The organism is Spirulina major PCC 6313, assembly GCF_001890765.1.
GTDB lineage: Bacteria > Cyanobacteriota > Cyanobacteriia > Cyanobacteriales > Spirulinaceae > Spirulina > Spirulina major.
Window position 1 is genome coordinate 1,386,526 of sequence record NZ_KV878783.1, and the last position, 25,295, is coordinate 1,411,820.

The window sequence follows — 25,295 nt, forward strand, 5'->3', positions numbered from 1 at the left end:
TTTGCTTACCCCTAGCCACCATCGTTTTGTTGATTCTGTCGGAGGAGACCCCATCCATCGCCAATGTACTCAACCCCAAAAATACAGTGACCCTGTTCCCATTATGCAAGGTTCACCTCGCAACGTCTGACCCAAACATGGGCAAGCCGGGCCAAGGGTCTCCGTCCCCCGCATTTCCTTGCACCCAACAATCCAAAATTACTCTCCTCAAGGGTAGCGAAAAATTCTCTGGCAAGGTATTTTTTAACCCATTCTGCCCAGGATCACATCATGATGGCGATCGCAAACGACTTAGATCACGCCTGATCATGACTGACATTACCGCCGGTAAGGACCCAAGATCACGCCGGATCGGGTTCTCCATCACAGAATCTTGCCAAGTCCCTGAGGATACTAAACCGTAAGCCCATCACGTTCTGTTATGAGTATGTCTAACCTAGAAGAACAGCCCCGCTTACTCCCTGGCGCATTATCGGATTTATTTGCTCAGGTGACGACAACGGGCGAATTAACCCTAGCGGATCGCTACGGTTTGATGGCGGCGTTGCTCAGTGACACGCTGCTCGATGAAGAGCGGGCTTCCATTGATCGCCTGTTGCGGGCAGCGCGGTTGGGTCGGACGCAGGTGGTGGATAAGTTGTCGGCGTTGCCGGATTAGGGGGTTTTGCCCGGTTAGGGACATTTAAGAATGGGGATCTTGGGCGTAGATGTCGCGGCCTTGGCCGATCGCAAATCGAAAGGAGTGGGCGAGGTCTTTGCTCGAACGGGTCAGAAACAGGATTAGGGCGCAGAGGGAAAGTCCGGTGGCGATCGCAAACATGCCCCGATACCCCAAACTCGCCGCAAATGCCCCCGACATCGGCCCCCCCAAGGCAATCCCCAGATCAAACCCGCCAATGCAGACGGAATACACTTGCCCCCGCTCCCTGGGCATAGAGCGATCGGCCACCAGGGCGGTCATCATCGGGATCAAAATGCCCGCGCCCGCCCCTTCGGCTAAGGCTCCGAGGAGAAAGTCTAGGGCACTGTTGGCGTGGGTGAGCAGGGCCATGGAGAGAATGTACGCGACGAGGCTGCCGGTGATGAAGATGCCGCGACCGAGGCGATCGGAGGCGCGACCGGTGAAGATGCGGACGGAAAAACTGGCGATCGCCACCGCCGTATAGAACAGCCCTGCATTGAGGGCCACCCCAGTATCTCGAATATAGGCCGGTAAAAACGTGGTTAAGGTGCCGAACACCGTCCCCACCAACAGCAAAACCAGGGCGGGAATCTGGAGCCGGGGGCTTTGGGCAAGGGTGAAGAGGCGACCCAAGCCGAGCCAAGCGAGGAGCGATCGCGATTGGGGTGCTTGGGGGTCGGGATCATGGGATGCGATCGGGGCATCGGTAATCAAACTCGCCAGGGCAAAGCCAATCAACCCCAACAGACCCGACACCACAAACACCACCGGAAAACCGTAAGCATCTCCTAAAAACCCCCCCACCGCCGGCCCCAAGGCCATCCCAATCGGAACCACCAGGGTCATGTAGCCCAACACCTCCCCGCGTTGGTCGCGGGGCGCAAAATCCAAGACCAAGGTACTGTAACCCGTGGTCATCCCGGCAATGCTGAGGCCATGGATGGCGCGTAGCAGGGCCAAGATCGGCAGGGACGTGAGAAAAAGATAGCCAAAGGGGGCGAGGCCCACCGCCAGCGTTCCGATTTGCACCACCAACTTCCGGCTGCGCTCATCAGACCATCGCCCCAACACCCCCCGCGTCAACAGCAATCCGATCGCAAAACTCCCCATCACCAAACCCACCTGTTGCTGGGTTGCGCCCACGGATTCAATGTAGAGCGGCAAGGTGGGGAGCAGAATCGTGAGGCTTGACCAAAAACAGAGGGCCGTGCAAAACAGGCAGAGCAGATTACGACGAATCGACGGAGCGAGGCGCAGGAGAACAATCACAGAGAATAGGGCAAGGCTAACGGGGATTATGACAGAATCTTTGCTTCAAGTTAACACTTCTTCACAGTAGGTTGCTAGACTGATCCGACCGTCTCGGAAAGATGCTAAATTGAAGGCGACTCAAAGACCCAATTCAGGGGTGCATTCGTTCGGATTTTCTCTAGTGATAATGGGAGCGATCGCGTATGGAAATGTTGAGCTACACTCACATGACAATGGTGCATGAAGACACCATCGGCCCGCTGAATCTGCAACCCCTGTCTTTTAACTGTCGCTTGAGCATTAAGCGTGTTTCAAGCACAGTGGCGATTGTGGGGATGTTGATGTTAGGGAGTTTCACTGCCTTGATGACATCGGCGATTTCTCGACCCGCAGGGGTATCGGGGCCGTCTTCGGTGTCTGGGTTTTAACATCATTCAATCCAAGTGGTGTTAAATCCCCCTCCCCTCGACATCGCGAGGGGTTTTTCATGGCAAGCTTGGGCCGCATGGGTTCACTGGCATTCTTGTTCTTTTAAGGGTTATCTCTTGTCTACTGCATATCTATTCATTGCTCACGGCAGCCGCGATCCTCGGTCTCAAACGGCCCTGGAGTCCCTCGCGCAGCAGGTGCAAACCGCATGGGCCCGCGACCATAATGCACCGGCCTGGATTGCCACCGCTGTGCTCGAACTCGCCCCCCAACCGCTCCATCAGCAAATCCTGACGGCGATCGCCCAAGCGCGATCGCAGGGTGCTCAACACCTCATCCTGCTGCCCCTCTTTCTCCTGCCCGGTGTCCATGTGCGCGAAGACATCCCCCACGAAGTCGCCCTCGCCCAAGCCATGGGCGATCGCCCCCTCCCGATTGCCATTGCCCCCTACGTGGGCAGTCATCTCGGCATGACGGCCCTCTTGCGGCGACAGTTTGCCCTCTATCCCCACCGGGGGCGAATTCTGTTGGCCCACGGCAGTCGGCGCATCGGCGGCAATCAACCCGTAGAGGCCATGGCCCAGCGTCTCACCGCCATCCCTGCCTATTGGTCGGTGCAGCCCAGTCTCCCCCAACAACTCCAGCGCTTCGTTACCGATGAACAGACCCATTGGATCATTCAGCCCTATTTTTTATTTCCAGGGGGGATTACCGATGCGATCGCCCAGCAGTTAGCCGACCTGCGCCCCCAATGGCCCAACGCCACCCTTGATCTAGGAATCGCCTTAAGTGATACCCCCGAATTCATCCCCCTGATCCTGGACTGGATGCACCAACCGGATCTCACCCTGTCTTAACTCACCAGCCTCCCCTTTAATCATCACTCGTTTTAGCGGTAATCATTTTTAGCGGTAGCCATGAATCAAACCACCCCTGTGGGCAACGTGTATTTAGTAGGTGCTGGGCCGGGTGATCCGGGCCTGATGACCTTAAAAGGCAAAGGACTCCTCGAATGTGCCGATGTTGTGGTCTACGATGCCCTCGTGAGTCCGGCCATTCTCGCGATGATTAACCCCCAAGCCGAACAAATCAACGCGGGCAAACGGCGGGGCCGCCATTCCAAAGCCCAGGATGAAACCACCCAATTGCTGATCGAAAAAGCCCAAGACCATGCAATCGTCGTGCGTCTTAAGGGGGGCGATCCCTTTGTCTTTGGTCGGGGGGGGGAAGAAATGGCGGATTTGCGGGCGGCGGGGATTGCGGTGGAGGTGATTCCGGGGATTACGGCGGGGATTGCTGCGCCGGCCTATGCGGGGATTCCGGTGACCCATCGTGGGGTGAGTTGTTCGGTGACCTTTGTGACGGGCCATGAAGCGGCGGGGAAATATTGCCCCCAGGTGAATTGGCGAGCGATCGCCCAAAGCTCCGAAACCATCGTTGTCTACATGGGCATTCATAACCTGCCCACCATTACCCACGAACTCCAGGCCGGCGGCCTCAGCCCCGACACCCCCATCGCCTTGATTCGCTGGGGAACGCGCCCCGAACAAGCCGAACTGATCGCCACCCTCGCTACGATTCAGGCGGCTGTGGAACAAAGCGGCTTTGAGGCCCCGGCGGTGGCTGTGATCGGATCAGTGGTGAATCTTCAAGCGCAACTCTTGTAAGTTCCCTCTCGGAGCGTCCCTTTGCATCCTATAATTTATGGGAATTGCTTAATTAATCGTGGGATGCTTCCTTGAGCCAGTCATCATTCGTGTTATTGTCCACTCTTGCTCGCGTGATGAGAAGTGTTATCCCCACGGGTTAAGCCCACGCTGTATTGCTGAAAAAAAGAGAAGAATGGATCACACACCACTTTGGAGGAGAATGATGCGCCCTGTGAGATTAATCCTTGTGGCGATCGCAACCCTAGTTTTTGGATGGCAATTTGCGGTAAACCCAGCATCAGCGATCAACGTTGATCAGAAATACCGAGAAATTGTGATTAATCCTGCCGGGGAAACCGCTGTTATTAGTAACGAAGATCTCGAACACGGTAAGCGATTATTTAATGACACCTGTTCGCAATGCCACATGGCCGGACGAACCAAAACCAACCCCAACGTCACCCTGCGCCTTGAAGATCTCGAAGGGGCAGAACCCCCGCGTGATAACGTGGCTGCGATCGTTGATTTCACCAATAGCCCGATGACCTACGATGGTGAAATTGACCTCAGTGACCTCCACCCCAGCACGAAGCGTGCCGATCTCTGGCCCGAAATGCGCGGCTATACCCAAGACGACCTCCGCGATATTGCCGGTTACATCTTGGTTCAACCCAAACTCCAAGGCTACATGTGGGGCGGCGGAAAAACCGTCAACTAGCTCATCCTAGCCCTTGGCCTTCCATCATCAATGATGAGAACAACGCACCAAGCACGAGCCGCAAAGCTGTGCTTGGTGTTTTTATCTATCTTGATTGGAGGCGATGGGGGCGCGATCGCACCCGAAGAAAATTCCCTTCTGAAGACGATTCAGAAGGGAATAGCATCTGTGTTGAATCATAGGTGACTGGCGAACTAAGCGCCGACGGATTCCTTCGCGGCATACATCACTTCGAGACTGATCTGGCTGATGTTGCGATCGCGGGCAAATTTTTCGGTATTCCGCTTCACTTTGCCGCGCACAAACCCAGGCACTTTGTTGAGTTCGGTTTTGGCTTCTTTTGTCCAATTCAGATCGGAATCGGCTGAAATGCCTTTCGTGATCACTTCTTTTGTGTCATGACCGCCGAAGATTTCCAGGAGATGATCTTCCATGCCTAATGTGAAGGAATTATAGACCAAATCCGCAATTTGGTTTGTGCCTTCGTAGCCCAAAAAGGGACGATAGCCGATGGGGAAATCTTGAATATGGATCGGGGCGGCAATCACACCACAGGGAATATTCAGGCGTTTCCCCACATGGCGTTCCATCTGCGTGCCGAAAATGGCCGAGGGTTCAATGCGTGCGATCGCATCCCCAATTTCGCCATGATCTTCACTGATCAACACTTCATCACAATACTCGCTCACCTCCTGGCGGAACCAGTCAGCATCATATTTGCAATAGGTTCCCGCCAACACCACATGAATCCCCATTTCCCGGACGAGAATTTTCGTCATTGCAGCGGCGTGGGTATTGTCGCCAAACACAACCGCTTTTTTTCCCGTCAGGTTTTGGCAGTCAATGGAGCGCGAAAACCAAGCCGCTTGGGAGACATGGAGGGTTTGATTTTCGATGAAGTCTTCATAATCCACATCCGCCCCTTGGGCGTTGAGAATGCCTTGGATAGCGCGGATGCAGCGGGCGGTATCCACCACGCCCATAGGGGTGATATCGACGGACGGTGTGCCAAATTCTGCTTCTAAATATTGGGCTGCCATCGGCCCCATTTCGCGGTAGGGTACGAGGTTGAACCAGGCTTTGGGTAAGGTTTTGAGTTGCTCAACGGTGGCCCCTTCCGGGATGACGGTATTCACCGTAATGCCGAGATCTGCCATTAACCGCTTCAGTTCGGTGCAGTCGTGGCGATTGTGGAAGCCGAGGGTGGACACACCGAGGATGTTGACAGAAGGCTGCTCGGTTTTGGTGGTGTCGAGGTCGCCTTGTTTGCGGGCTTTTTTGATGTAGTATTCGATGATTTGCTGGAGGGTGCGATCGCCTGCCTGCAACTCATTAACGCGATAGTGATTGACATCGGCCAACATCACATCACATTGAGAATCCAGTTGAGCGCGATCGACAAAATTCTGTAAATCTTCTTGGAGAATGCTGGAGGTACAAGTGGGCGTGAGCACGATTAAATCGGGATGCTCTTCGCCATCTTTACGGGTGATATTATCCACCACTTTTTCTTGGGAACCCCGCGCTAATACGTTGCGATCCACCACGCTGGTGGTGACGGGGGTAAAATTCCGCTCCCGTTCGAGCATCGATCGCATCACATTAAAATAGTCATCACCGAGGGGCGCATGCATAATGGCATGGACATTTTTAAAGGAACTCGCCACCCGTAACGTACCAATATGGGCAGGCCCTGCATACATCCAATACGCCAATTTCATAACGAGTTAGCCTCCGTGATAAGTATAAATACAGGTCAATGTATCGTAATGAATCTGAGAATTAATCAATCCGATTCTGGTTGTGTATTGTCTCAGAAACCTTCAAGGAATCGCTCGCTTCTGTTACATATTGTCGTCTTTGCTCATTAGCCTTGAAATAGCCCGGAATTCGGAGCGATCGCACTCCTTCGTTCAACCAGAAATCACGATAAAACTTAATACTTATTCGTAGTTTTTAATATAACCTTAATATAACCATCGTGAGCAGAAGGGTTGTGTTAGCGCCGCGTAACGCACCGGAGACAAAGGCGGGTTTAAGCCTTAAACCTTGATCACACTGGGTGCACCGGGAGCCGCCACGATGCGCCGACAGCCGGAATCCGGGAACGCCCATTGACAATGGCGCTCCTCCGGTTTGCCCCAGCAGAGGCCTAAATAGACTTCTGTTAAACCTGCATCCACTTCGGCCCATTCGGCCTCTTTAACCAGTTCTTCGACGAGTTCCGGGGAGAGGGGTTGTTGCTCTTTCCCCATCAGCCACAGTTTTAATGGGGCGCTCACCTGTCGCCAAAAGGTCATGATTGCGGCCTTTGCGTCGCGCAGTTGGTCAAAGTCGGAGGGGATGGCAATCAGTTGGGTATGGACTTCGGGAAAACTCACTTCAACGCCATTAAAGCGACAGGTGCGCCAAATTAAACCAGAGACCTGGTGCTCTTGCTGGTAGGCGTGGATTTGCTCGCGAAATTCTCGGTAGGCGTAGACTTTGCTGATCTTATTGGCTCCCAGGGCGAGGGAGAGAACGGGGTCGTCTTGGAAGCGATCGCGGGCCGACAGTAAAACGCGCTTGCCCTGGTAACTGGCTCGCATTTCTTGGTCGAGGATATCGATCAATTGCGCGGTGGTGTAAGCCATGATTTGCGATGCTGCTGCGTAAAGTCTTTTAGGCATAATAACGCCGTTTTGTAAAGATGATCCGATTAAGTTTCCGATTCGGCTAATTTCTGCTGGACGGTGGTGAGGGGGACACGCTCGAAATAGGTGTGGCGAAAGTGAGTTTCGGCGATCGCATCACATAATTGCGTCACCACAACATCGGCGGCGGCGGCATCGGTGGGGGATTGGTAAGCGGTGATCCGGATGCCTTGGGGGGTATGTTCCTGGCTAAATCCCATGGCGGTGAGGGCGGCGAGACTGAGGGTTAATTGGCGATCGCTCACCTGCAACGCGGCTTGAAAATCGGCAAGGGTGACGGTGTGGCCGGTGGTGTGGAGGTGCTGGGCCATGCCGATCAACCGTTTGAGGTGGTCTTCCGGGGAGGGAGCGGCGGGGGCATGGTAGGCGAGGGCGAGGGGTTGGGCTTGATGGACGGCGCGGTGAAAGCGTTGTTGGATGTCATCCCAAACTAGGGGACAGTGATCCACCCGGACGCAGTCGATGCGATCGGCGTTGGGGTCGGGGTCGGTGCGCCAGTCGAGAATGGCGGGGGTTTGCGCGGTGTTGGGGCTGTGGGCTTGGCTGGGGCGGAGGTCGATGAGGCGGATTTCGTAGCGATTTTGGTAGGTGTTGTAGTCGAGTTCAGCGATCGCATCATAGCGGCGATCGCCCTGCAATTCATCCGAATAATGTCCCCACCAGACCCCCGGAAACCCTTGGGATGAGGTGCGATCGCAGATCATAAATTGAGTTTTAATATATTTCACCTGTTTGCCGCTGCGGTCTTTAATATTCGCGTTGCGCACTGTTTGAAACCAGCAATCTTCGATCAACAGCAGCGGCGCAGGATTCCCCATGCCACAGGGTTCGAGGAGTTTTAATTCCTTAAACAGTGTTTCCCCCAATTCCGCCACAGTGACGCTTAAATCCACGGCGATCGTCGGGCGCAGTTGCGTCGGGTCGGGCAATTGACGGCGCAAGGCTTGGTTAATCCCTTCCCGGAAGAGGGGTAAATTGTCCGCTGCCAAACTCAGCCCCGCCGCGAAGGGATGCCCCCCAAACCGATGCAACAACTCCCGCTGACTGTAGACCAACTGATAGAGATCAATGCCATGGGTCGATCGCGCCGAACCCCGCGCCATCCCGTCATCCCCCAGGGTGAGTAAAATCGTCGGTCGGCCATAGTCCTGGGCTACCTGACCCGCCACCAACCCCAGCACCCCCGCCGACCATTGGGGATCATCCAAAACAATCACATGGGTGGTGGACAGATCCACCTGTTCGAGGCGTTTTTCCACCGCAGCCACCATGGTTTTTTGCAATTCCTTACGGCGGGTGTTGGCGAGTTCGGTTTGTTCAGCTAAGGCTTGACATCGGGGGCGATCGCGACTCGTTAGCAACTCCACACAAAACCGCGCATCCCCCTGAATCCGGCTCACTGCATTAATCCGCGGCCCAATCCCAAAGGAAATATCCGTGGGGCGATCGCCGCTCCGTTTGCACAGTTTCAGGAGTTCCGCCACACCGGGACGGGTTGCCGTTTGGGGATGATCTTGTTTCCGAAGCTGCTCAATCCCCACCTGCGCCAAATATCGACAATCCCCCTGGAGCGCCACAAGATCGGCAATTAACCCGATCGCAACGAGATCCAGTAAATCCGTGAGGGGTGTTTGGGGCAGATCCGGAAAACGTTGATACAGGGCTTCGACGAGTTTGTAGGCCACCGCCACACCGGAGAGGTGATAGAGGGGATGATCGGCGGCGAAATAGCGGGGGTTAATTATTGCCACCACGTCGGGACGTTCCGGGGGGAGGGTGTGGTGATCGGTGACGATGATCTCAAGGCCGAGGGTGTGGGCGTGGGCGATTTCCGTCAGGTTGGTGCTGCCGGTGTCGCAGGTGACGATCAATGTTGTGCCCTCGGTGGCGAGGCGATCGAGGTTGGCGATATTCAGACCGTGGGATTCGCGATCGCGGTTCGGAATATAGTAATCCAACTGCTCCGGGGGGAAAAACTGCCCCAACCCATCCCACAGCACACTCGTAGACGTGATCCCGTCCGCATCAAAATCCCCCCAGATCGTCACCCGTTCCCCATCCTGACGGGCGCGATCTAACCGAGCCACGGCCCGCTTCATTTCCACCCCAAAGGCGAAGGGGTCACAGGGTTGATAAGTGCGAGGGTCAATGAAGCGATCGAGGGAGGCGCGATCGCGAATCCCCCGCCGCCATAACAATTGCGCCACCTTCTCCCCGGCAGATTGCCCACAATACCGCCCCACCGCCACCAGAAAATCAGCGGGTAAGTCCATTAAAGCAACCTGCTGCCACCGTGCTTGTAACGCCATCACCTCTCCTTCAGACTAGATAATTAATCGTTATAGCGAATTGCGAAACGATAAGAACGCCACCTCCCCCTTTTATGGAACTTAAGAAAATAATCCGGTAATGTAGCGGACTGTGAAAATAGGGGAATCAAGATGAGCAAAAGAACAGTGCGTTGGTAAGATAATCGCCATTTAAATTTCCAGGGCGATCCCCTTACAGCAAGGGCTTTAGGATCATTGACATGCAGTTTAGATGCTGATCAGCTTATGTAAACAAAGAAGAAGAAGTAAGACGTTTGGGTCTTTGGGGTTTGAGGTATAAAATGTGCAATCTGATACAGAATTTCAGGATTTTGATCACTGAAACCCTTCATATCTCGTTTGGCTCTGGCGTTTGTCTGGGCGATAAAAGCGGGCTTATGGCGACATACTTATCAACCGATTCGCCTGATCAAGTCCCAGGGTCGTAGTGCTCGGAGTTTATTTCGTGATGGTTTGACCTACTCCGCCACTTTTTCTGCAATTCTGCCTCTTTTCGTGCTCCTTTCTTTAACCCTATTCAATTTTTGTCCTGTCCTTAGTCCACTGATAGCAAACAGTGAAAGATCAATCAGATTAGCGATAGTTATTGAATTGGAGTGCCACGGGGAAGTCTTCTTCTTTGAGGAACTGCATCACAGCTTGGAGATCATCTTTAGATTTGGCGGAAATCCGTACCGAATCCCCTTGAATTGAGGCTTGCACTTTTTTAAAGGAATCCCGGATCATTTTGGTGATTGTCTTGGCAAGCTCTTTTTCGATGCCTTTTTTCAGGGTGATTTCTTGGCGAATGCGGCTACCTTTGGCAGCTTCAGCCGTGCCGTAGTCAAAGATTTTTTGGGAGAGATTGCGCTTGGCGGCTTTTTGGCGCAAGATGTCTTGGATCGTGTCCAAGGTCATTTCGCTATTGGTGGTAATGGTGATGCTGGTGTCGCCGAGTTCAACGGTGCTGTTGGTGTTTTTTAAGTCGTAGCGGTTTTTCAATTCTCGCAGCACTTGATCCACTGTGTTTACCATCTCTTGACGGTCAAAATCACTGACGACATCAAAGGAAAAGGTAGAAGCCATAAATTACCCTAAAATCAACCAAACGAACGTAATGTATCCAGACTCAAGCTGTAGAGCGTAATGCTACAGATCATGCCGATGCCGAACATCAGCGATCGCGCCAACGGCACATCCAGAATATAAAACAGGATATAGAAAAACCGAGCAATGAGAAAGGCGATCGCCGCATAACCGGCCCCGGCCGCTTCAACCCCCGTTACATAAGCCATAAACGCCGCCGCCCCATAGACAATCAACGCTTCAAAAGAATTTTGATGGGCCCAGGTGGCTCGCTTGGCATAGTCCGGTAAGCGATCAAGCATCGCACGGGGCGCACTCAAATCCGCTCCCCCTTTCAGTCGCCCGTAGGCTACGACTCCAAAGGGCAGATACACCAAAATTACAGTTCCCACAATGGAATACAACAACAAAGTCGCCACAGGAATCGCCATACTCACCTAATCGAAATAAAATAACGTAACGACCTTGCGCTGTTCTTCCGCTTCTGTGCAGGTTTGCAAGAGGGTGTGACTGTCGTGGAAAGCGAAGCAGATCAATTGTTGACAGCGTGAAATAATCTCACGGTTACAGAGGGAACTGGCTTCGGCGAGGGACAATTGATCATTGTCGGAATGCTCCACCAGATGCACGACGCTTTCGAGGGCATCACGGGACTCTCGCGGTTGGCGCGACAGACTTTGGGGAAGAATCACGGTTAAAAGATTGGGATCAGCCCGCATCGCTCCTCGAATCGCCGCGAGGTTAGTGCCCGTCGCTCCGGATGTCATTAAGCGGTTGCCGCCTAAGACCAGAGCGTAGCTCATGACTTCAATGAGATTCTGATGCGTGATCGGAACATGACGCGACCCTAAGAGGGCAATTCGCTTAGAACTGGTTTGCTGAATCGTGGCCAGTTCTTGCGCGAGGGTATCAATTTCTTGAACTTCGATCGGCTGACTCAAGTTGGGTGTTTAGTCTGAAAACTACGATGGGAATTGTAACGCGCTCCTCTGCGGAAAGGCAGAGAATTTTGGGACAAAACAGGAAATTTCAGGATGGTCTCTGAAGATTGCTTGACCCAATGGACAGCGTTTTGCCCATGCGTTGTTTTACGAAATACTGTCGCGACGAATTTTGAGGGATTCGCGGCTAAGTACCCGCATTATACAGGATGAAGACCGAATCCAGTGTTTTGAGCGGCGATCGCAAGGACGGGACAAAGGGCAATAGGATAAAATTTGTGTCGCGCTTCATTTCCGGAGCAAGGCCGCTGATAATTAATCGACAATTTTTCCATTTTTATGATTGAGGTCAAGATTAAACTGTTTGCCGCTTATCAGGAAGCCTATCAACAGTCAGAAATTCGCCGCACGGTTCCCAGCAATACACCTGTACTAACTATTCTGGAGCAGGTGATTCAGGAGCATCCTGAGCTTGAGCCGTGGCGATCGCTGACTCGCTTCGGAGTGAATTATCAATTTGTCCCCCCCGAAACACGGCTGCGCGATGGCGATGAGGTGGTCTTAATCCCCCCCGTCAGCGGTGGGTGACCTCATATTTCACGAATCGCCTAATAAGCGAGCCACTCTGGTTGCTCAAAACTACAAATTGATGCAGGCTGAAGCGGGCAAATCTGTTCCTGTAGGGGATTGCCATGCAACCCAAGCCGTTGAAGATTGTTAAGAGCAGCCAGAGGACTAATATCCTCAATCTCGTTGCCACTCAGCCCAAGCGTTTGAAGATTGTTAAGAGCAGCCAGAGGACTAATATCCTCAATCTCGTTGTCACTCAGCCAAAGCGTTTGAAGATTGTTAAGGGCAGCCAGAGGACTAATATCCTCAATCTCGTTGCCACTCAGCCCAAGCTGTTGAAGATTGGTTAAAGACGCAAGGAGATTAATATCCTCAATTGCATTGTCACTCAGCCCAAGCCATTGAAGATTGGACAAAGCAGCTAGGGGACTAATGTCCTCAATCTCGTTGTCATACAGCCAAAGCGTTTGAAGATTGTTAAGAGCAGCCAGAGGACTAATATCCTCAATCTCGTTGCTAGTCAGCACAAGCCATTGAAGATTGGACAGAGCAGCCAGGGGACTAATGTCCTTGATCTCGTTGCCATACAGCCCAAGCTGTTGAAAATTGGACAGAGCAGCCAGGGGACTAATGTCCTCAATCTCGTTGTCATCCAGCCAAAGCTGTTGAAGATTGGACAGAGCAGACTGTGCTTCATTACAATCGTCTGTCCCTGCTTCTTCCAGCAAAATTTCAACGGTGTGCTGTGCTGCTGGGGTTAACAGCTCCTGTTGATTACACCAGTCCGCAAAGGTCTCAAATTCACGGGTATCGACCTGGGCAAATGCAGGAACTGCTCTTAATAGTGAGACACAAATACCAGCAATCAGAGCTAAGTGTCGGGGGGATTTCAACATGGCTCGATAAAACAAAGAACCTGAATACAACATGACTTCCTTTCCTTTATCGAAGCGGCAACTGAACACAAGTGATAGCCCCATGTCAAAAAAGCCCCTCGCCTAGCGGGAGAGGGGTTGGGGTGAGGGCAAATTAATAGTCCTCGTATTCGGGTTCGCGGCGTTTTTCGGGGATGTTCACGGGCGGCGGGTTGTAGGGTTCGGGGTCGTCGTCCCACACATCTTCGTCGATGCTGTTGTAGGTGGGTTCGGGGTCGAGGGAAGCCCGTTGGGGCGGGCGGCGGGGTTCGTCCCAGTTGGATTCTTCGGCGTAGTCGTCTTCGTAACGGATCGCTCTGGCCTGACGTTTGGGGAGCGATCGCGGCTGTGAATCTTCATATTCATCCTCATCCCATACCGGCTCGTAGGGTCGCTCCAACGGCTTCGCCACCGGCCGCGCATCCACGGGAATCCCAGTTCCCAGTTGATTTTCCGGGCGAGCCGTCGGGGTGTAGTAGGGGTCTTCCTCGTCCCGTTCCCAGGGAGCGCGGCCAATGCCCACCCGTTCGAGCCAGCCCACACTCAACTGCCGCAGTCGTTCTTCAGAGCCTTCAAACACAATGATCCGATTCGGCCCAGTGCTGACAATTTCCTCCACGGGTAATTCGTAGGTACTGACCACCTGCTCCGGAATCAGCGGTAAACCAATGGAGGCGATAATCAACGACACCACCTGCCCATCGACAATATTGAACTGAAAATCCCGGACGCGCCCCAGGAGTTCACCCACTTCCGTAATCACCTCGCAATTGACCAAATTGCTGTAGGCTTCGGCATCAATATCTTCAATCACATCCTCATCGGGAACTAAAAGGACATCCCCCGCCTTTTCGATGCTGTTGAGGTACATATATTTCGGCATTCCGGTCATGGCTAAGACATTATCCCGGAGTCCCAAGGCCACCACTTCACGGCGATCGATGTCTACCAAGAGATTTTTCACAACGCCAAGCTGACGGGCTGAATCGTTGGTGATGACTTTGGTATTGATAATTTCTGAGCGAATCCGAATAGTATCTGTGGTCATTGTGTTTTATTGTTCGAGCCTTGGACGTTGCGAAAACGGGCGGTGGGGGCTGAGTCTTCAATATTAAAGGTGCGCAGAACAGACACCCTTTAACCTTGATGCCCACGATAGTGATTCACAAAATAGTACCCAATTCCCAAAATAGTACCAGTATCTTCACAACTTAATGCCGAGAACCTGAGTGTATGCGCCTCTGGCTTGGGTCACGCCAATGGTGCGTTGGGAGGCTTCAATCATCGGACGGCGCAAACTGACGACAATAAATTGAGCCTCTTCGGCCTGCTTTTTGATCATTTTAGCCAATCGCTCCACATTTGCCCCGTCGAGGAACATATCCACCTCATCGAAAGCATAGAACGGTGAGGGGCGATAGCGTTGTAGGGCAAAGATGAAACTCAGGGCGGTGAGGGACTTTTCGCCCCCGGACATGGAACTGAGGCGTTGAACGGGTTTGCCTTTGGGATGGGCCACGAGGGTGAGTCCCCCGGCAAAGGGATCGCTATCATTTTCTAGTTTTAGATGGCCGTCGCCTTCGGAGAGGGTGGCGAAGATGGTTTGAAAGTTGGTATTGACTGCGTCGAAGGATTCCCGGAAGGCGCGGAGGCGGAGGGTGGTGAAGGTTTCGATCCGCAGTAGGAGTTCGGTGCGTTCGGCGGCGAGGGTGGCGAGTTTTTCGGAGAGTTCTGTGAGGCGGGTTTGGGTGCGTTCATGTTCGTCGAGGGCGAGCATGTTGACGGGTTCCATGGCTTCGAGGCGACGCTGGGCGGTTTGGATTTGCCCTTGGAGGTGGGTGAGTTGTTCGGTGTAGGTGGAAAAGCTAAGGGGGCGATCGCGCTTCGGTTTCTCGTCTTCGAGTTCGACGCTGATTAGGTCGGGGACGACGGGGAGGGGATTGGGGAGGCGGTCTTCGTGGTCGGTGACTTGGTGGTAGAGGTGCGCGATCGCATTTTTCCGTTCCTGTTGGGTGCTGTGGAGTTTGTCCCGTTCCCAGGTGTGGCTTTGGTGCTGTTGTTGGAGGCGATTGAGGTGGGTGGCGGCGCGATCGCGCTCCGTTTTTGCGGTGCCGAGGCGGGCGGTGAGTTGGGCGAGGGTGGCTTCGGTGATCTGGAGGGTTTGGGCGAGTTCACTGTGGCGATCGTTCAGCGTGGCCAGGGTTTGGCGATAGTTGTGTTGCTGCTGTTGTTCGGTGGTTCGTTGGGTTTCAGCGGTTTCAATCCGTTCTTGGAGGCGGAGAATCTGGGTTTCAAGCTGGGTGCGCTCGGCTTCGGCATCCCGTAACACCGTCTGCTGTTCTGTGAGGTGTTGCTCTTGGCTGTGAATCGCCTGCTGGATCGCCTGCCACTCGCTGGAGGCTTGGCCAGTTTCGAGGGCGGCCAGTTGGGTTTCGAGGGTGTGGAGTTCGGCTTCCGTGGGGGGAATGGTTTGGGTGAGATGATCGAGGCGAGTTTGGACTTCGGCTTGGGCGGCGGTGGTTTGGGTGATCTGGGTGCAGAGGTGATCAAGGCTGGTTTGGAGGCGATCGCGCTCTTTTTGATCCTGTTGGGCGCGGAGGCTTTCGGTGGCGAAGGTTTGGCGGCAATCGCTGAGGGTTTGGCTGAGGTGAGCGAGGCGATCGCGCTTTTGGGCCAAGGTTTGCTCACAGGTAGCGAGAACGGTGTCAATTTCCGCCAGGCGATCGCGCAACTGCTGCAACTCCGCCGATTCCCCCGCCGCCGCCGTGCCAAAATGCAACGTCGAACGCCCGGAACGACTCCCCCCGGACAGCGCCCCGCTGGTTTCGAGCAACTCCCCCTCTAGGGTGATGATCCGACTTTTGCCAAGGAGCGATCGCGCCGTTGCCAAATCTTCAAACACCGCCGTTGAACCAAACACATAGGCAAAAATCGGCCGATAACGCGGCTCACAGTCCACCAACTTCACCGCATAGTCCACAAACCCCCGCGCCTGCCGGAGTTGCCCCACCGACTGCATCCCCGGCGCTCGAATCGTATTCAACGGCAAAAACGTCGCCCGCCCCGCCCGCTCCCGTTTCAGCAGTTCAATCCCCTGGGCCGCCACCCGGTCATCTTCCACAACAATTTGCCCCAACCGTCCCCCCGCTGCCGTCTCCAACGCCACCTGATAGGGCTTTTCCACCTGGCCCAATTGCGCCACCAAGCCACAGACCCCCGGCAATTTCGCATTGAGAATCACCTGTGTGGCATGGGTTCCCTGGGCTTCCTGTTGGGCGTGGGTGCGGGCTTCGAGGCGATCCAGTTGCCGTTGGCGATCGCGCTGCTCCGTCACTAATCGGGTTTGCGTGTCTTGGGTCAGTTTTAATTCCGCGTCCGTTTGGGCATAGATTGCCGCCACGTCTTGAATCCGCCTTTCCAATTGCCCTAAGTCCTCCGCCGTTGCCGGGGCTTGGTTGGCCAATTCGGTGGTTAATTGCTCAACCTGGGCGGTCTGTTCCTGGTGGGTCTGTTGCAACCGGGCGAGGCGTTCTTGGAGTTGCGCTTGTTCGGTGCGTTGGGGATTGAGGGTCTGCTGGAGACTGCTGATCTGTTTGGTTAATGCGGTTTGCTCCTGTACCCAAGCTTCCGACGCAGCGGCAACCCCTTGGGCCTGGTCGCGCAATTGATTAAGGTGATTTTGGGCTTGAATCACCGTTTGGCGGTGTTGAACGAGGGTGATGGTGTCGAGGTGGTGCTGGGTTTGGGTGAGGTCGGTTAACCGTTGTTGAAGTTTGACAATTTCGAGGCGGAGGCGTTCTTGGGTGTGATGGCTGGTGGCGATCGCGGTTTCCGTGTCCTGGGCTTGCTGTTGCAATTGCTCCAGTTGCAGCCGTTGCTTCGTCAGTTCAGAATTCACCGCGATTTGTTGATCTTCACCGAGATCCTTCACCACGGCATTGAGGCGATCGCAGTCCCCCTGAGCCTTGTCTAACTCCGTGGCCAATTGCGTCAACCGTTCAGCTAACTGGCTTAACGTCGCTTCCCCCGCCTGATAGTGCCGTTCTGCCTGTTCAATTTGTTGCTGCAACGCCTTCCACTGCAAAACAATTTCCCACTGTTGCCAGAGGTGGATTTGCTCTCGCAAAGCTTGGTATTTCTCAGCCTTGATGCGATCAGCCGCCAAACGATCCAAACTGCGCCGCAACTCCTGTTCAATCAGCCGAAACCGATCCTCCTGCTCCCGCACTTCGTCCAAGGTCGATCGCACTTGCCCAATCTTGCGGTCAAATTCCGCCACCCCCGCCAACTCATCAATAATCTCGCGCCGCTCCCGGCCATTCATCGTAATAATCCGGGTCACATCCCCCTGTAATACGACGTTGTAGCCCTCGGAATAAATCCGCAACCGCCGCAACTGTTCATGTAAATCCGTTGCCGTCGCCGGTTCACCGTTAATAAAATAGGTCGAAGTGTAGCCGCCGCTTTTCGTCACCCGCAGCCGCCGCGTCACCGTCCATTCCGCCGTTAATTCGCCCCGCGCCGCTGCATCTTCTGCTTTTTCCGCCTCCGATGCCGCCTCCCCAAACCAGTCCGCATCGTGCCAATCGCTGAGGTCAAAGGTCACCGACACACTCACTTCGGAGGTTCCCTTCGTGGTTTGCTGTTTATGGTTGACCAAATCCGGCAGCCGTTCGGCCCGCATTCCCTTGGAACTGGCTAAGCCCAGACAAAACAAGAGCGCATCTAAAATGTTGGATTTTCCCGATCCATTGGGCCCCGACACCACCGTAAACCCATCTAAAAAGGGGATGGCGATCGTGCCCCCAAAGGATTTGAAGTGGGAAAGCTCAACGCGCTTGATGTGAACCATACCAGCAAGAGGGTTTCAGGCTATTGTTTATACCATACCGCCTTGTTCATAATACAGACGCTCTTACACCATGGTCTTTGATGCGATCGCTCTCCCGCCCCGTAATGGTCAACCCCCCGATCATCTCCTCGTCGCTCTTCACGGCTGGGGTGCAAACCGCTACGACCTCGCTGGGTTAGCCCCCTACCTCAACCTGCCCACCTATCAATTCATCTTTCCCAACGCCCCCTTTGCCCATCCCCAAGTCCCCGGCGGGCGGGCTTGGTATGCCCTGGAATACAGCAACATCCCAGCGTTTGAACTGCGCCAACTCACCGGCCTAGAGGAAGCCCGCCAACAGCTTCGGGATTGGCTGCCGACATTAGAGGCGGAAACGGGCATTCCCTTGACGAAAACGGTGCTATTGGGGTTTTCCCAAGGGGGCGCGATGGCTCTCGATGTGGGGCTACAGTTGCCCCTCGCGGGCCTTTGCAGCATCAGCGGCTATCCCCACACCCCGCTCATGGTGACGGCTGACCCGGTGCCGCCGGTTTTGGTGGTGCATGGCCAGGTTGATCCAGTCGTGCCGTTGGTGGCGGCGCGGCAGGTACAGCAGGAACTCACCGCCGCCCAAGTGCCGCTAACCTATCGAGAATTGCCCGCGATGGGCCACGACATCCCGCCCCAAGCCCTCGCCCTCGTTCAACAATTCATTACGGCGTTGGGGTAGCAAGGCGGCGTTCGTTTTGACCCCTCAGCGGCGCGATCGCTGCATAGCATACATCACGGCAAATCCCCCTTGTAAGCTGAGGATCAGACCGTAATATTTCCAAAATCCGTTAATGTCTAGCCCGGAAAACAGTCCAAAGCATCCCATCGCCAATAGAGTCAGCCAGAGAAATGCACTGCGCTGGTTAGACATCGTTCAATCCTCCATCCTATAATCCTGAAAACCATCGGTGGAGTGGCGCGGCGGCGATGCTCGTGGCCAATTCGCCGGACTGGGCTAAACTCCACAATCGTAGGCCGTGATAGGTCAGCAACGCCATTAACACTAGCAATGTCACCCGTTGCCGTTGGAGCCAGTCCGCCAAGGCAGGATAGCGAATTTTTTGGCCGGTGTAGAGTTCAAGGCTGAGGTGGATTGCGATGCCCACACAGGCGGTAAACACCAGGGGGCCAAAGAGATGAAAGGCGATCGCCCCGTCAAAATCCCCCCGCGCCAGGGCCACAAAGGAGCGTGTCATTCCACAGCCTGGACAGGGAACCCCCGTCACCTTCAACACCGGACAAAAGAAGGGGGATGAGCCGCCCCCATGGCCAAAGAAATAGGCCCCTAAAATCGGAGAGGTCACCATAGATAACCCAGCCAGCCGCACATGGCGACTGACTCGATCTAAGGGGTGACGCTGAAGTGCCGGAGGTCGAGGGGGGGGGGTCATCATGACGTTGTAATAACAGCTATGCTAAGAATCTTGCAAATCTCGACCGTCGCTGTCTTTCAAGCCACCTGTCAAAATTTGAATAAAATCAATTAAGGCCCAGATGCCGCAACCGCCACAGGTAATGATTTGAAAGATGCCGAGCTTGGTGTAGCCCAATTGACTTACTCCCCCGTTTAGAAAACGGGGGATTCTGGGATCAAACAGCAATAGCAGGCAACGCCTGTCTGACATCACCTAACCCAATGGCTGAAGCCCCAGCCACTTTAATATTCATCGCCGCATTCTCATCCCGGTCATTCTCTGTCGAGCAACTGGGACACCGCCAATGGCGAGTCTCTAAATCCAGATGCTCCAAAATATGACCACAACTTGAACCGGTCTTGCTCGAAGGGAACCAGCGGTCAACATAGACCACCCGCTTCCCCTTCTTCGTCGCCACCCACTCCAGGATTTGCAGAAACTCCCGAAACGCCAAATCACTCACCTTACGCCCCCAAAGCCGCTGCATCGCCTTGAGGTTCAAGGTTTCAAAACACAGCACATCAAACTGATTCGTCAGTTGATGGGCTAACTTCCAAAACCAGTCCCGCCGTCGATGGGCAATATCTTCATGCTTGCGGGCTAAGTTTAATCGGGCACGTTCCCGATTCGCTGAACCCTTTTGCTTACGGGACAACTCTCGACTCGCTTTGCGAACTGCATTGAGTGACTGCTTGAAGAACAAGGGGGCATCAATCTTGAATCCCTCAGAACAGGTCAGAAACGTCTTAAGTCCAAAATCAAAACCAGCAATTTGACCTGTCTCGGTTTTGACTTGGGGTTCTGACAGGGTATCTACCGTGACAATCATGAACAGTTCTCCCAAGGGAGTTCGTTTAATCGTCACGGTCTTGACCTTGCCCTCAATGGGACGAGAGTTCCAATATTGATAGACTTTGTTCCCAATCCTGACCCGGTTGCCACCGAGGAATTTGTACCCAGCTTGCTTGAGGGTGAAGGATTTGTATTTTCGGGTTTTCTTGAAGTTGGGCGGTCGAACGCTTCTATCTTTGTGTTTGAAGAACAGTTGATACGCTTTCTCAATTCGTTGGCAGATATCCTGTACGGCTTGAGAACCCACCTGCAACCACCAGGGGTTCCGTTTCCGAAGCTTGGCGATGTGTTTTTGCAGTCGGGCGCAGTTCAAGTGCTTGCCCCACATTCGGTAGTACCGTTTGTGGAGGGCAACACAATGGTTGTAGATACGCCCTGCGGCATTGATTGTCCGCTTGAGGTATCTATTCCGCTTATGCTGGTAGAGCTTGAACTTGAGCGTTTTCATGGTTGCTATGATACCTCGGTATCACGGCTGAATAAATTCAGCCCTTCGCTTATATCCCCCGTTTGGAAAACGGGGGATATAAGCTTTACATTCGTAAAACCGATGAACACCCAGAAAACCGAGAAAAAAGCAGAGGAGTGCTGCGACAACCTTTGATTTAGGAGGCGAATTTGAAGAACTCATTGCGGTAGATTTTAGGAGAAATGGTGAAAATTTTTCAGCCTCAGTATAACTACGAAGCTGAAACAGATCGGGGATATCGGTAGAAAATTAACGTTTAACGTTACGGTGTGGGATGGGAGGCGATCGCGAGAACGTCTACCACCCACTGAGGGGAATTAGGGAACGGAGAGGGGGGGATTCGAACCCCCGAGACCGTTGCCGGCCTAACGGTTTTCGAGACCGTCGCATTCAACCACTCTGCCACCTCTCCAAGGGGCGTGATTTCCAGTCTCCTATGATAGCGCATTGCTGGCCTCTGGGGGGAATCGGGGGGATAGCCCTAGATTCCCTGAATCTCCTACACTGAGAAAGTAGATAGAGAGTGACTCAGGGTCTCTGTAATCGTGATTTTGTCAGCGTTTTTAACTCTTTAAAAAGAATTTTCATGTCTGCCGATCTTCCTCCGATTCTCGGTTTAGCCGATATTTTGGCGCAGTCTCCCTGTGCGATCGCAGTGTTAGATCAAACCCTGCGCTATCACTGGATGAGTGACCGTTGGCAGGTAGACTATGGCCTCGATGCAGCCTCGGTGGGCCAGCCCTATGACCGGAGCAACCCTGTACCGGAGAGTTGGCCCGCTGCCCTACAGCAGGCCTTGACCGGCACGCCTCAACAGGGATGCGATCGCCACCCCCTCCCCACGGGCGAAACCGTAGCAATGCAATGGACAATCACCCCATGGCGCACCGCAGGCACGATCAGCGGCGTAATCATCCACAGTCAACAACAACCCGACTTGACCCCGTCGCCGCTTGCCCATCCCCAAACCCCAGAGGATATCAATGATGTCGCTTGGGCCGAAATTTTCAATCTTTCCCCCAACTTAATCTGCCTGGTGGATGGGGACGGGCATTTGCTCCATCTCAATCAGGCTTGGGAGATCACCCTCGGTTGGTCGGTGGAGCAGCTTCGTTCAGCGCCGGTGATCGATTGGATTCATCCCGATGATGTGCAATCAACCCTAGAGATTATGCAACGGGTCAATCAGGGGGAGATCTGTGTGTCCTTTGAAAATCGCTACCGTCGTCAGGATGGTTCCTATTGTTGGTTGGCGTGGACGGCGGCGAGGATAGAGTCTCAGGGGTGCATTTATGGGCTGGCGCGGGATGTGAGCGATCGCAAAAAAACCCAAACCGCCATCAACGCCCAACAGGAATTACTCCAAAACATCATTGACACAACCCCTCAATGGCTGGTGGTGAAAGACAATCAAGGCCGGTTCGTGGTGGTGAATCAGGCCATGGCCAAGGTCTGGGGAACCACGCCGGATCAATTAATCGGGAAGTGCGATGCGGATTTGATCGCTAACCCGGACGAAGTGGCTCAGATTCTCCGGGATGATCAATGGGTGCGGGAGAATCGTCACGATAAAATCATCCCGGAAGAATCCCTGACCGATGCGGCGGGGAATGTGCGTTGGGTGCGCACGAGTAAGCATCCGTTGAAGTTGTCGAACCAAACTGATCCCTATCTTTTGGTGTCGATCTATGACATTACCGATCGCAAACAGTCGGAAGAAGCCCTGCGCCAGAGTGAGCAACGCTATCAAGTGTTGGCAGAAACGGCCCCGGTGGGCATTTTCCATAGTGATGCGGCCGGGCGCTGTACCTATGTGAATCAGCAGATTTGTATTTTGATGGGGCTGAATTTTATCGCCATCCAAGGACAACATTGGATGGCGGTGATTCACCCTCAGGATCGCGATCGCGTCAAAAACGAATGGAGCCGGGCCCAATCGGAAAACCAATGTTTTCAATCGGAATATCGGTTTTTGCGGCCCGATCAGTCTGTGCGCTGGGTCTATACCCAAGTGCAGACGATTGTTGATGCGGAACAGGATGGTCAAATCACCGGCTATGTGGGCACTTGCACCGATGTGACCGAGCGCAAGCTCGCTGAGGCTGAGTTACAACGCTACAAGCAAGCGGTGGATAGTGCGAGTGATGCCATTAGCCTGACGGATTTGATCGGCCGGGTGATCTATGTGAATGATGCGTTTCAAGCCCTGTATGATTGCGATGATCTTGAGCAATTGCGACAACAGGGGGGGTTGATCGGGTTGTTTACCGATGCGGGGTTGATGGATGAGATCATCACCGCAGCCACGGCGGGGCGGGGTTGGAGTTGCGAGATTGAACAGCGATCGCTCACCGGTCGCCCGTTACAGGTGGCCCTGCGGGCCAATCCCATTCGCAGCAACCAAGACCAGATTGTCGGGTTAGTGGTGATTGCCACGGATATTCACGATCGCAAAGAAGCCGAAGCCGCCCTCCAAGCCAGTGAAGCCACGAACCAAGCCATCCTCAAAGCCATCCCGGATCTGATGTTCCGTCTCAGTGACGATGGCGTTTTTCTGGACTATATCCCCCCCGATTCATTTCGGGATATTCTCTCGGCTGACTGTGAGCGGACGGGGCGACACATCGCCGATGTCGTGCCTGCGGATTTGGCGCAACGCAATCTCTACTATGCAAAACGTGCGATCGCAACACAAACCCTCCAGGTCTACGAACAGACGGTAAATATCGACGGTGAGACTCAATTTGAGGAAGTGCGGGTCGTCCCCATTGAGGCGGATCAGACCTTATTTATTGTGCGCGATATTAGCGATCGCAAACGGATCGAAGCCTCCCTCCTCGACTTTGCCCAACGCCTCCAATCCCAAGTTCAGCGGGAGCAATTTCTCAATCGCCTCTCGGCCCAAATTCGCAGTTCCCTCGAACAGCCCGCCGAAGCCATTATTCAACAGGCGATCGAAGCTATCCGCAGCATCCTCGCCATTGATCGCGTTCATTTTGCCTGGTACATCACCAACGTTGAAACACCCTATTGGGACGTGATCGCCGAATCCCGCGAAGCAGAAATGCCCGATTTTAAAGGCATCTATCCTGCCGATCAGGTCGGCCCCATGGCTGAAATTCTGCTCCGCCTTGAGATCATTTGTGAAGATGATGTCAGCGCGATTCCCGATCCCATTTATCGGCAGCTTGTGGAATCCCTCAACTATCGATCCGTACTCGTGGTTCCCCTCGAAGTGCAATCAGGAATCATTGGCGTGCTCGTCTGTAGCCATAGCCAAGAAATTCGCCATTGGCACGATACTGAAATTGACCTTGTTAAATCTGCGATTAATCAATTAGCGATCGCCACCAACCAAGCCCTCCTCTACGCCCAAAGCCGCGCCAGCAACGAAGAACTGCGCCAAACCCTCGAAGAACTCAACCGCACCCAATCCCAACTCATCCAAACCGAAAAAATGTCCAGTTTGGGGCAACTCGTGGCCGGAGTCGCCCACGAAATCAACAACCCCGTCAACTTCATCTACGGCAACATTGACCACGCCCGCGACTACATCAACGACCTCCTCCAACTGATCGCCCTCTACCAACAGCACTACCCCGACCCCCAACTGATCATCGCCGATCATATCGACGACATCGATCTCCCCTTCCTCCTTGATGATCTCCCGAAAATGCTCCAATCCATGCGCGTCGGCGCAGAACGAATCAAAGAAATCGTCGCCTCGTTGCGCACCTTCTCCCGCATGGACGAATCCGAAATGAAAGCCGTCGATATTCACGACGGCATCGAAAGCACCCTGATGATCTTGCACAATCGGCTCAAATCAAAACCTCACTCTGCGGGGATTGAAGTGATTCGTGACTATGGCGATTTACCCAAAGTCGAATGCTATGCCGGTCAACTCAATCAGGTGTTTATGAACATCTTGAGTAATGCGATCGATGCCCTTCTCGATCAATCCGACGACAACCAAGCCCCAACGATCACCATCCAAACACGCCTCCACCCCGCCGAAAATCAAGTCGAAATCAGGATTCAAGACAATGGAACTGGCATCGATCCTAATCACATCAGCCGTCTCTTTAATCCATTTTTTACCACCAAGGAAATAGGCAAAGGCACCGGGCTGGGGCTTTCAATTAGCTATCAAATTATTACCGAAAAACACGGCGGAACCTTACACTGTGAATCCAATTTAGGGTCTGGGACTTGTTTTATCATTGTGATTCCTCTCCAGCAAACCTTACAGCCAGTTCGACAATCTCGATAAAGCTTCACCCCTCGCCTTCAACTCTCCTGAATACTTTTGTCCACCGAAACCCACCCATTGACCCTAAACTTTTTTGGTATGCTATAGCAATCCTATTTGATTCATGAACAGGCAAGGGGCTTAAGCCCCTTGTTGATGAGGAGATTAGATCTCCGATTGATT

General features: G+C 53.7%; 23 protein-coding genes, 1 tRNA gene and 1 pseudogene. 9 read left to right on the forward strand and 16 right to left on the reverse strand.

The annotated features are described in order from the left end of the window. The first annotated feature begins 421 nt into the window (after nucleotides 1-421). A complete protein-coding gene (locus tag SPI6313_RS05915; RefSeq protein WP_072620167.1) occupies nucleotides 422-658 on the forward strand; it encodes a hypothetical protein in 237 nt (78 codons plus the stop codon). 24 nt (nucleotides 659-682) lie between these two features. Here the strand turns inward: SPI6313_RS05915 and SPI6313_RS05920 are convergent, their stop codons facing one another. Then, nucleotides 683-1,951, reverse strand: a complete 1,269-nt coding sequence (locus SPI6313_RS05920; protein WP_072620168.1) for an MFS transporter — start codon at nucleotides 1,949-1,951, stop codon at nucleotides 683-685. 209 nt (nucleotides 1,952-2,160) lie between these two features. On the opposite strand from SPI6313_RS05920, the gene SPI6313_RS05925 reads away from it, so the two are divergent. The 4 genes from SPI6313_RS05925 (at nucleotide 2,161) to psbV (ending at nucleotide 4,729) form a co-directional block, all read left to right on the forward strand. Next, entirely contained in the window at nucleotides 2,161-2,361 is a 201-nt protein-coding gene (locus SPI6313_RS05925) for a hypothetical protein (RefSeq protein WP_139276560.1), read from the forward strand. A 117-nt stretch (nucleotides 2,362-2,478) separates the two neighbouring features. After that, the gene (locus SPI6313_RS05930; RefSeq protein ID WP_072623018.1) at nucleotides 2,479-3,219 is read left to right on the forward strand and encodes a sirohydrochlorin chelatase; all 741 of its coding nucleotides are present in this window, start codon (nucleotides 2,479-2,481) and stop codon (nucleotides 3,217-3,219) included. Nucleotides 3,220-3,279: 60 nt separating this feature from the next. Next, nucleotides 3,280-4,029, forward strand: coding sequence for a uroporphyrinogen-III C-methyltransferase (gene cobA, locus SPI6313_RS05935; protein ID WP_072620170.1), 750 nt, complete (start codon nucleotides 3,280-3,282; stop codon nucleotides 4,027-4,029). Nucleotides 4,030-4,234: 205 nt separating this feature from the next. After that, entirely contained in the window at nucleotides 4,235-4,729 is a 495-nt protein-coding gene (gene psbV / locus SPI6313_RS05940) for a photosystem II cytochrome c-550 (RefSeq protein ID WP_217650745.1), read from the forward strand. 194 nt (nucleotides 4,730-4,923) lie between these two features. Here the strand turns inward: psbV and bchB are convergent, their stop codons facing one another. The 3 genes from bchB to recJ form a co-directional block, all read right to left on the reverse strand. Next, a complete protein-coding gene (gene bchB, locus SPI6313_RS05945; protein ID WP_072620172.1) occupies nucleotides 4,924-6,450 on the reverse strand; it encodes a ferredoxin:protochlorophyllide reductase (ATP-dependent) subunit B in 1,527 nt (508 codons plus the stop codon). A gap of 321 nt (nucleotides 6,451-6,771) precedes the next feature. Next, entirely contained in the window at nucleotides 6,772-7,362 is a 591-nt protein-coding gene (locus SPI6313_RS05950) for a hypothetical protein (protein ID WP_072620173.1), read from the reverse strand. A 65-nt stretch (nucleotides 7,363-7,427) separates the two neighbouring features. After that, a complete protein-coding gene (recJ, locus tag SPI6313_RS05955; RefSeq protein ID WP_072620174.1) occupies nucleotides 7,428-9,731 on the reverse strand; it encodes a single-stranded-DNA-specific exonuclease RecJ in 2,304 nt (767 codons plus the stop codon). A gap of 360 nt (nucleotides 9,732-10,091) precedes the next feature. Between recJ and SPI6313_RS24355 the strand changes: the two are divergent. Then, a pseudogene (locus SPI6313_RS24355) lies at nucleotides 10,092-10,291 on the forward strand (IS4 family transposase); the annotation flags it as partial. A gap of 34 nt (nucleotides 10,292-10,325) precedes the next feature. On the opposite strand, the gene SPI6313_RS05960 reads toward SPI6313_RS24355, so the two are convergent. From SPI6313_RS05960 to SPI6313_RS05970, 3 genes are read right to left on the reverse strand one after another with little or no spacing between them, the layout of a single operon-like run. After that, on the reverse strand, nucleotides 10,326-10,817 hold the full coding sequence (locus SPI6313_RS05960; RefSeq protein ID WP_072620175.1) for a YajQ family cyclic di-GMP-binding protein: 492 nt from the start codon (nucleotides 10,815-10,817) through the stop codon (nucleotides 10,326-10,328). A gap of 14 nt (nucleotides 10,818-10,831) precedes the next feature. Next, complete coding sequence (locus SPI6313_RS05965) at nucleotides 10,832-11,248, reverse strand: MAPEG family protein (protein WP_072620176.1); 417 nt, start codon at nucleotides 11,246-11,248, stop codon at nucleotides 10,832-10,834. A gap of 6 nt (nucleotides 11,249-11,254) precedes the next feature. Next, nucleotides 11,255-11,758: a DNA recombination-mediator protein A gene (locus SPI6313_RS05970; RefSeq protein ID WP_072620177.1), complete on the reverse strand. Its 504-nt coding sequence runs from the start codon at nucleotides 11,756-11,758 to the stop codon at nucleotides 11,255-11,257. 339 nt (nucleotides 11,759-12,097) lie between these two features. Here SPI6313_RS05970 and SPI6313_RS05975 point away from each other — a divergent pair, with 339 nt between their 5' ends. Beyond that, nucleotides 12,098-12,346 carry a MoaD/ThiS family protein gene (locus SPI6313_RS05975; protein WP_072620178.1) on the forward strand — a complete coding sequence of 83 codons (249 nt, stop codon included), beginning with the start codon at nucleotides 12,098-12,100 and terminating at the stop codon, nucleotides 12,344-12,346. Between the two features lie 20 nt (nucleotides 12,347-12,366). Here SPI6313_RS05975 and SPI6313_RS05980 read toward each other — a convergent pair whose 3' ends face one another. The 3 genes from SPI6313_RS05980 to smc all read right to left on the reverse strand — a co-directional run bounded on the left by SPI6313_RS05980 (nucleotide 12,367) and on the right by smc (nucleotide 18,094). Continuing rightward, nucleotides 12,367-13,224 (reverse strand): leucine-rich repeat domain-containing protein, encoded by an 858-nt coding sequence (locus SPI6313_RS05980; RefSeq protein ID WP_084668914.1) that lies wholly within the window; start codon nucleotides 13,222-13,224, stop codon nucleotides 12,367-12,369. 133 nt (nucleotides 13,225-13,357) lie between these two features. Next, nucleotides 13,358-14,290 carry a PRC-barrel domain-containing protein gene (locus tag SPI6313_RS05985; RefSeq protein ID WP_072620179.1) on the reverse strand — a complete coding sequence of 311 codons (933 nt, stop codon included), beginning with the start codon at nucleotides 14,288-14,290 and terminating at the stop codon, nucleotides 13,358-13,360. Nucleotides 14,291-14,446: 156 nt separating this feature from the next. Beyond that, on the reverse strand, nucleotides 14,447-18,094 hold the full coding sequence (gene smc, locus SPI6313_RS05990; protein WP_072620180.1) for a chromosome segregation protein SMC: 3,648 nt from the start codon (nucleotides 18,092-18,094) through the stop codon (nucleotides 14,447-14,449). Nucleotides 18,095-18,164: 70 nt separating this feature from the next. Between smc and SPI6313_RS05995 the strand changes: the two genes are divergently transcribed. Next, nucleotides 18,165-18,803: an alpha/beta hydrolase gene (locus SPI6313_RS05995; protein ID WP_072620181.1), complete on the forward strand. Its 639-nt coding sequence runs from the start codon at nucleotides 18,165-18,167 to the stop codon at nucleotides 18,801-18,803. Between the two features lie 24 nt (nucleotides 18,804-18,827). Here the strand turns inward: SPI6313_RS05995 and SPI6313_RS23380 are convergent, their stop codons facing one another. The 6 genes from SPI6313_RS23380 to SPI6313_RS06020 form a co-directional block, all read right to left on the reverse strand. Next, entirely contained in the window at nucleotides 18,828-18,995 is a 168-nt protein-coding gene (locus SPI6313_RS23380) for a hypothetical protein (protein WP_175551080.1), read from the reverse strand. Between the two features lie 16 nt (nucleotides 18,996-19,011). Further along, entirely contained in the window at nucleotides 19,012-19,518 is a 507-nt protein-coding gene (locus tag SPI6313_RS06000) for a DUF2752 domain-containing protein (protein WP_084668915.1), read from the reverse strand. A gap of 21 nt (nucleotides 19,519-19,539) precedes the next feature. Next, nucleotides 19,540-19,674, reverse strand: coding sequence for a TM2 domain-containing protein (locus SPI6313_RS06005; RefSeq protein WP_217650514.1), 135 nt, complete (start codon nucleotides 19,672-19,674; stop codon nucleotides 19,540-19,542). Between the two features lie 40 nt (nucleotides 19,675-19,714). Beyond that, on the reverse strand, nucleotides 19,715-20,839 hold the full coding sequence (locus SPI6313_RS06010; RefSeq protein WP_072620184.1) for an RNA-guided endonuclease InsQ/TnpB family protein: 1,125 nt from the start codon (nucleotides 20,837-20,839) through the stop codon (nucleotides 19,715-19,717). Between the two features lie 21 nt (nucleotides 20,840-20,860). Continuing rightward, on the reverse strand, nucleotides 20,861-21,022 hold the full coding sequence (locus SPI6313_RS25345; RefSeq protein ID WP_084668916.1) for an NINE protein: 162 nt from the start codon (nucleotides 21,020-21,022) through the stop codon (nucleotides 20,861-20,863). Between the two features lie 163 nt (nucleotides 21,023-21,185). Next, nucleotides 21,186-21,272: transfer RNA gene (locus SPI6313_RS06020), tRNA-Ser, on the reverse strand. A 174-nt stretch (nucleotides 21,273-21,446) separates the two neighbouring features. Here SPI6313_RS06020 and SPI6313_RS06025 point away from each other — a divergent pair. Further along, entirely contained in the window at nucleotides 21,447-25,133 is a 3,687-nt protein-coding gene (locus SPI6313_RS06025) for a PAS domain S-box protein (RefSeq protein ID WP_072620185.1), read from the forward strand. Nucleotides 25,134-25,295 lie beyond the last annotated feature (162 nt).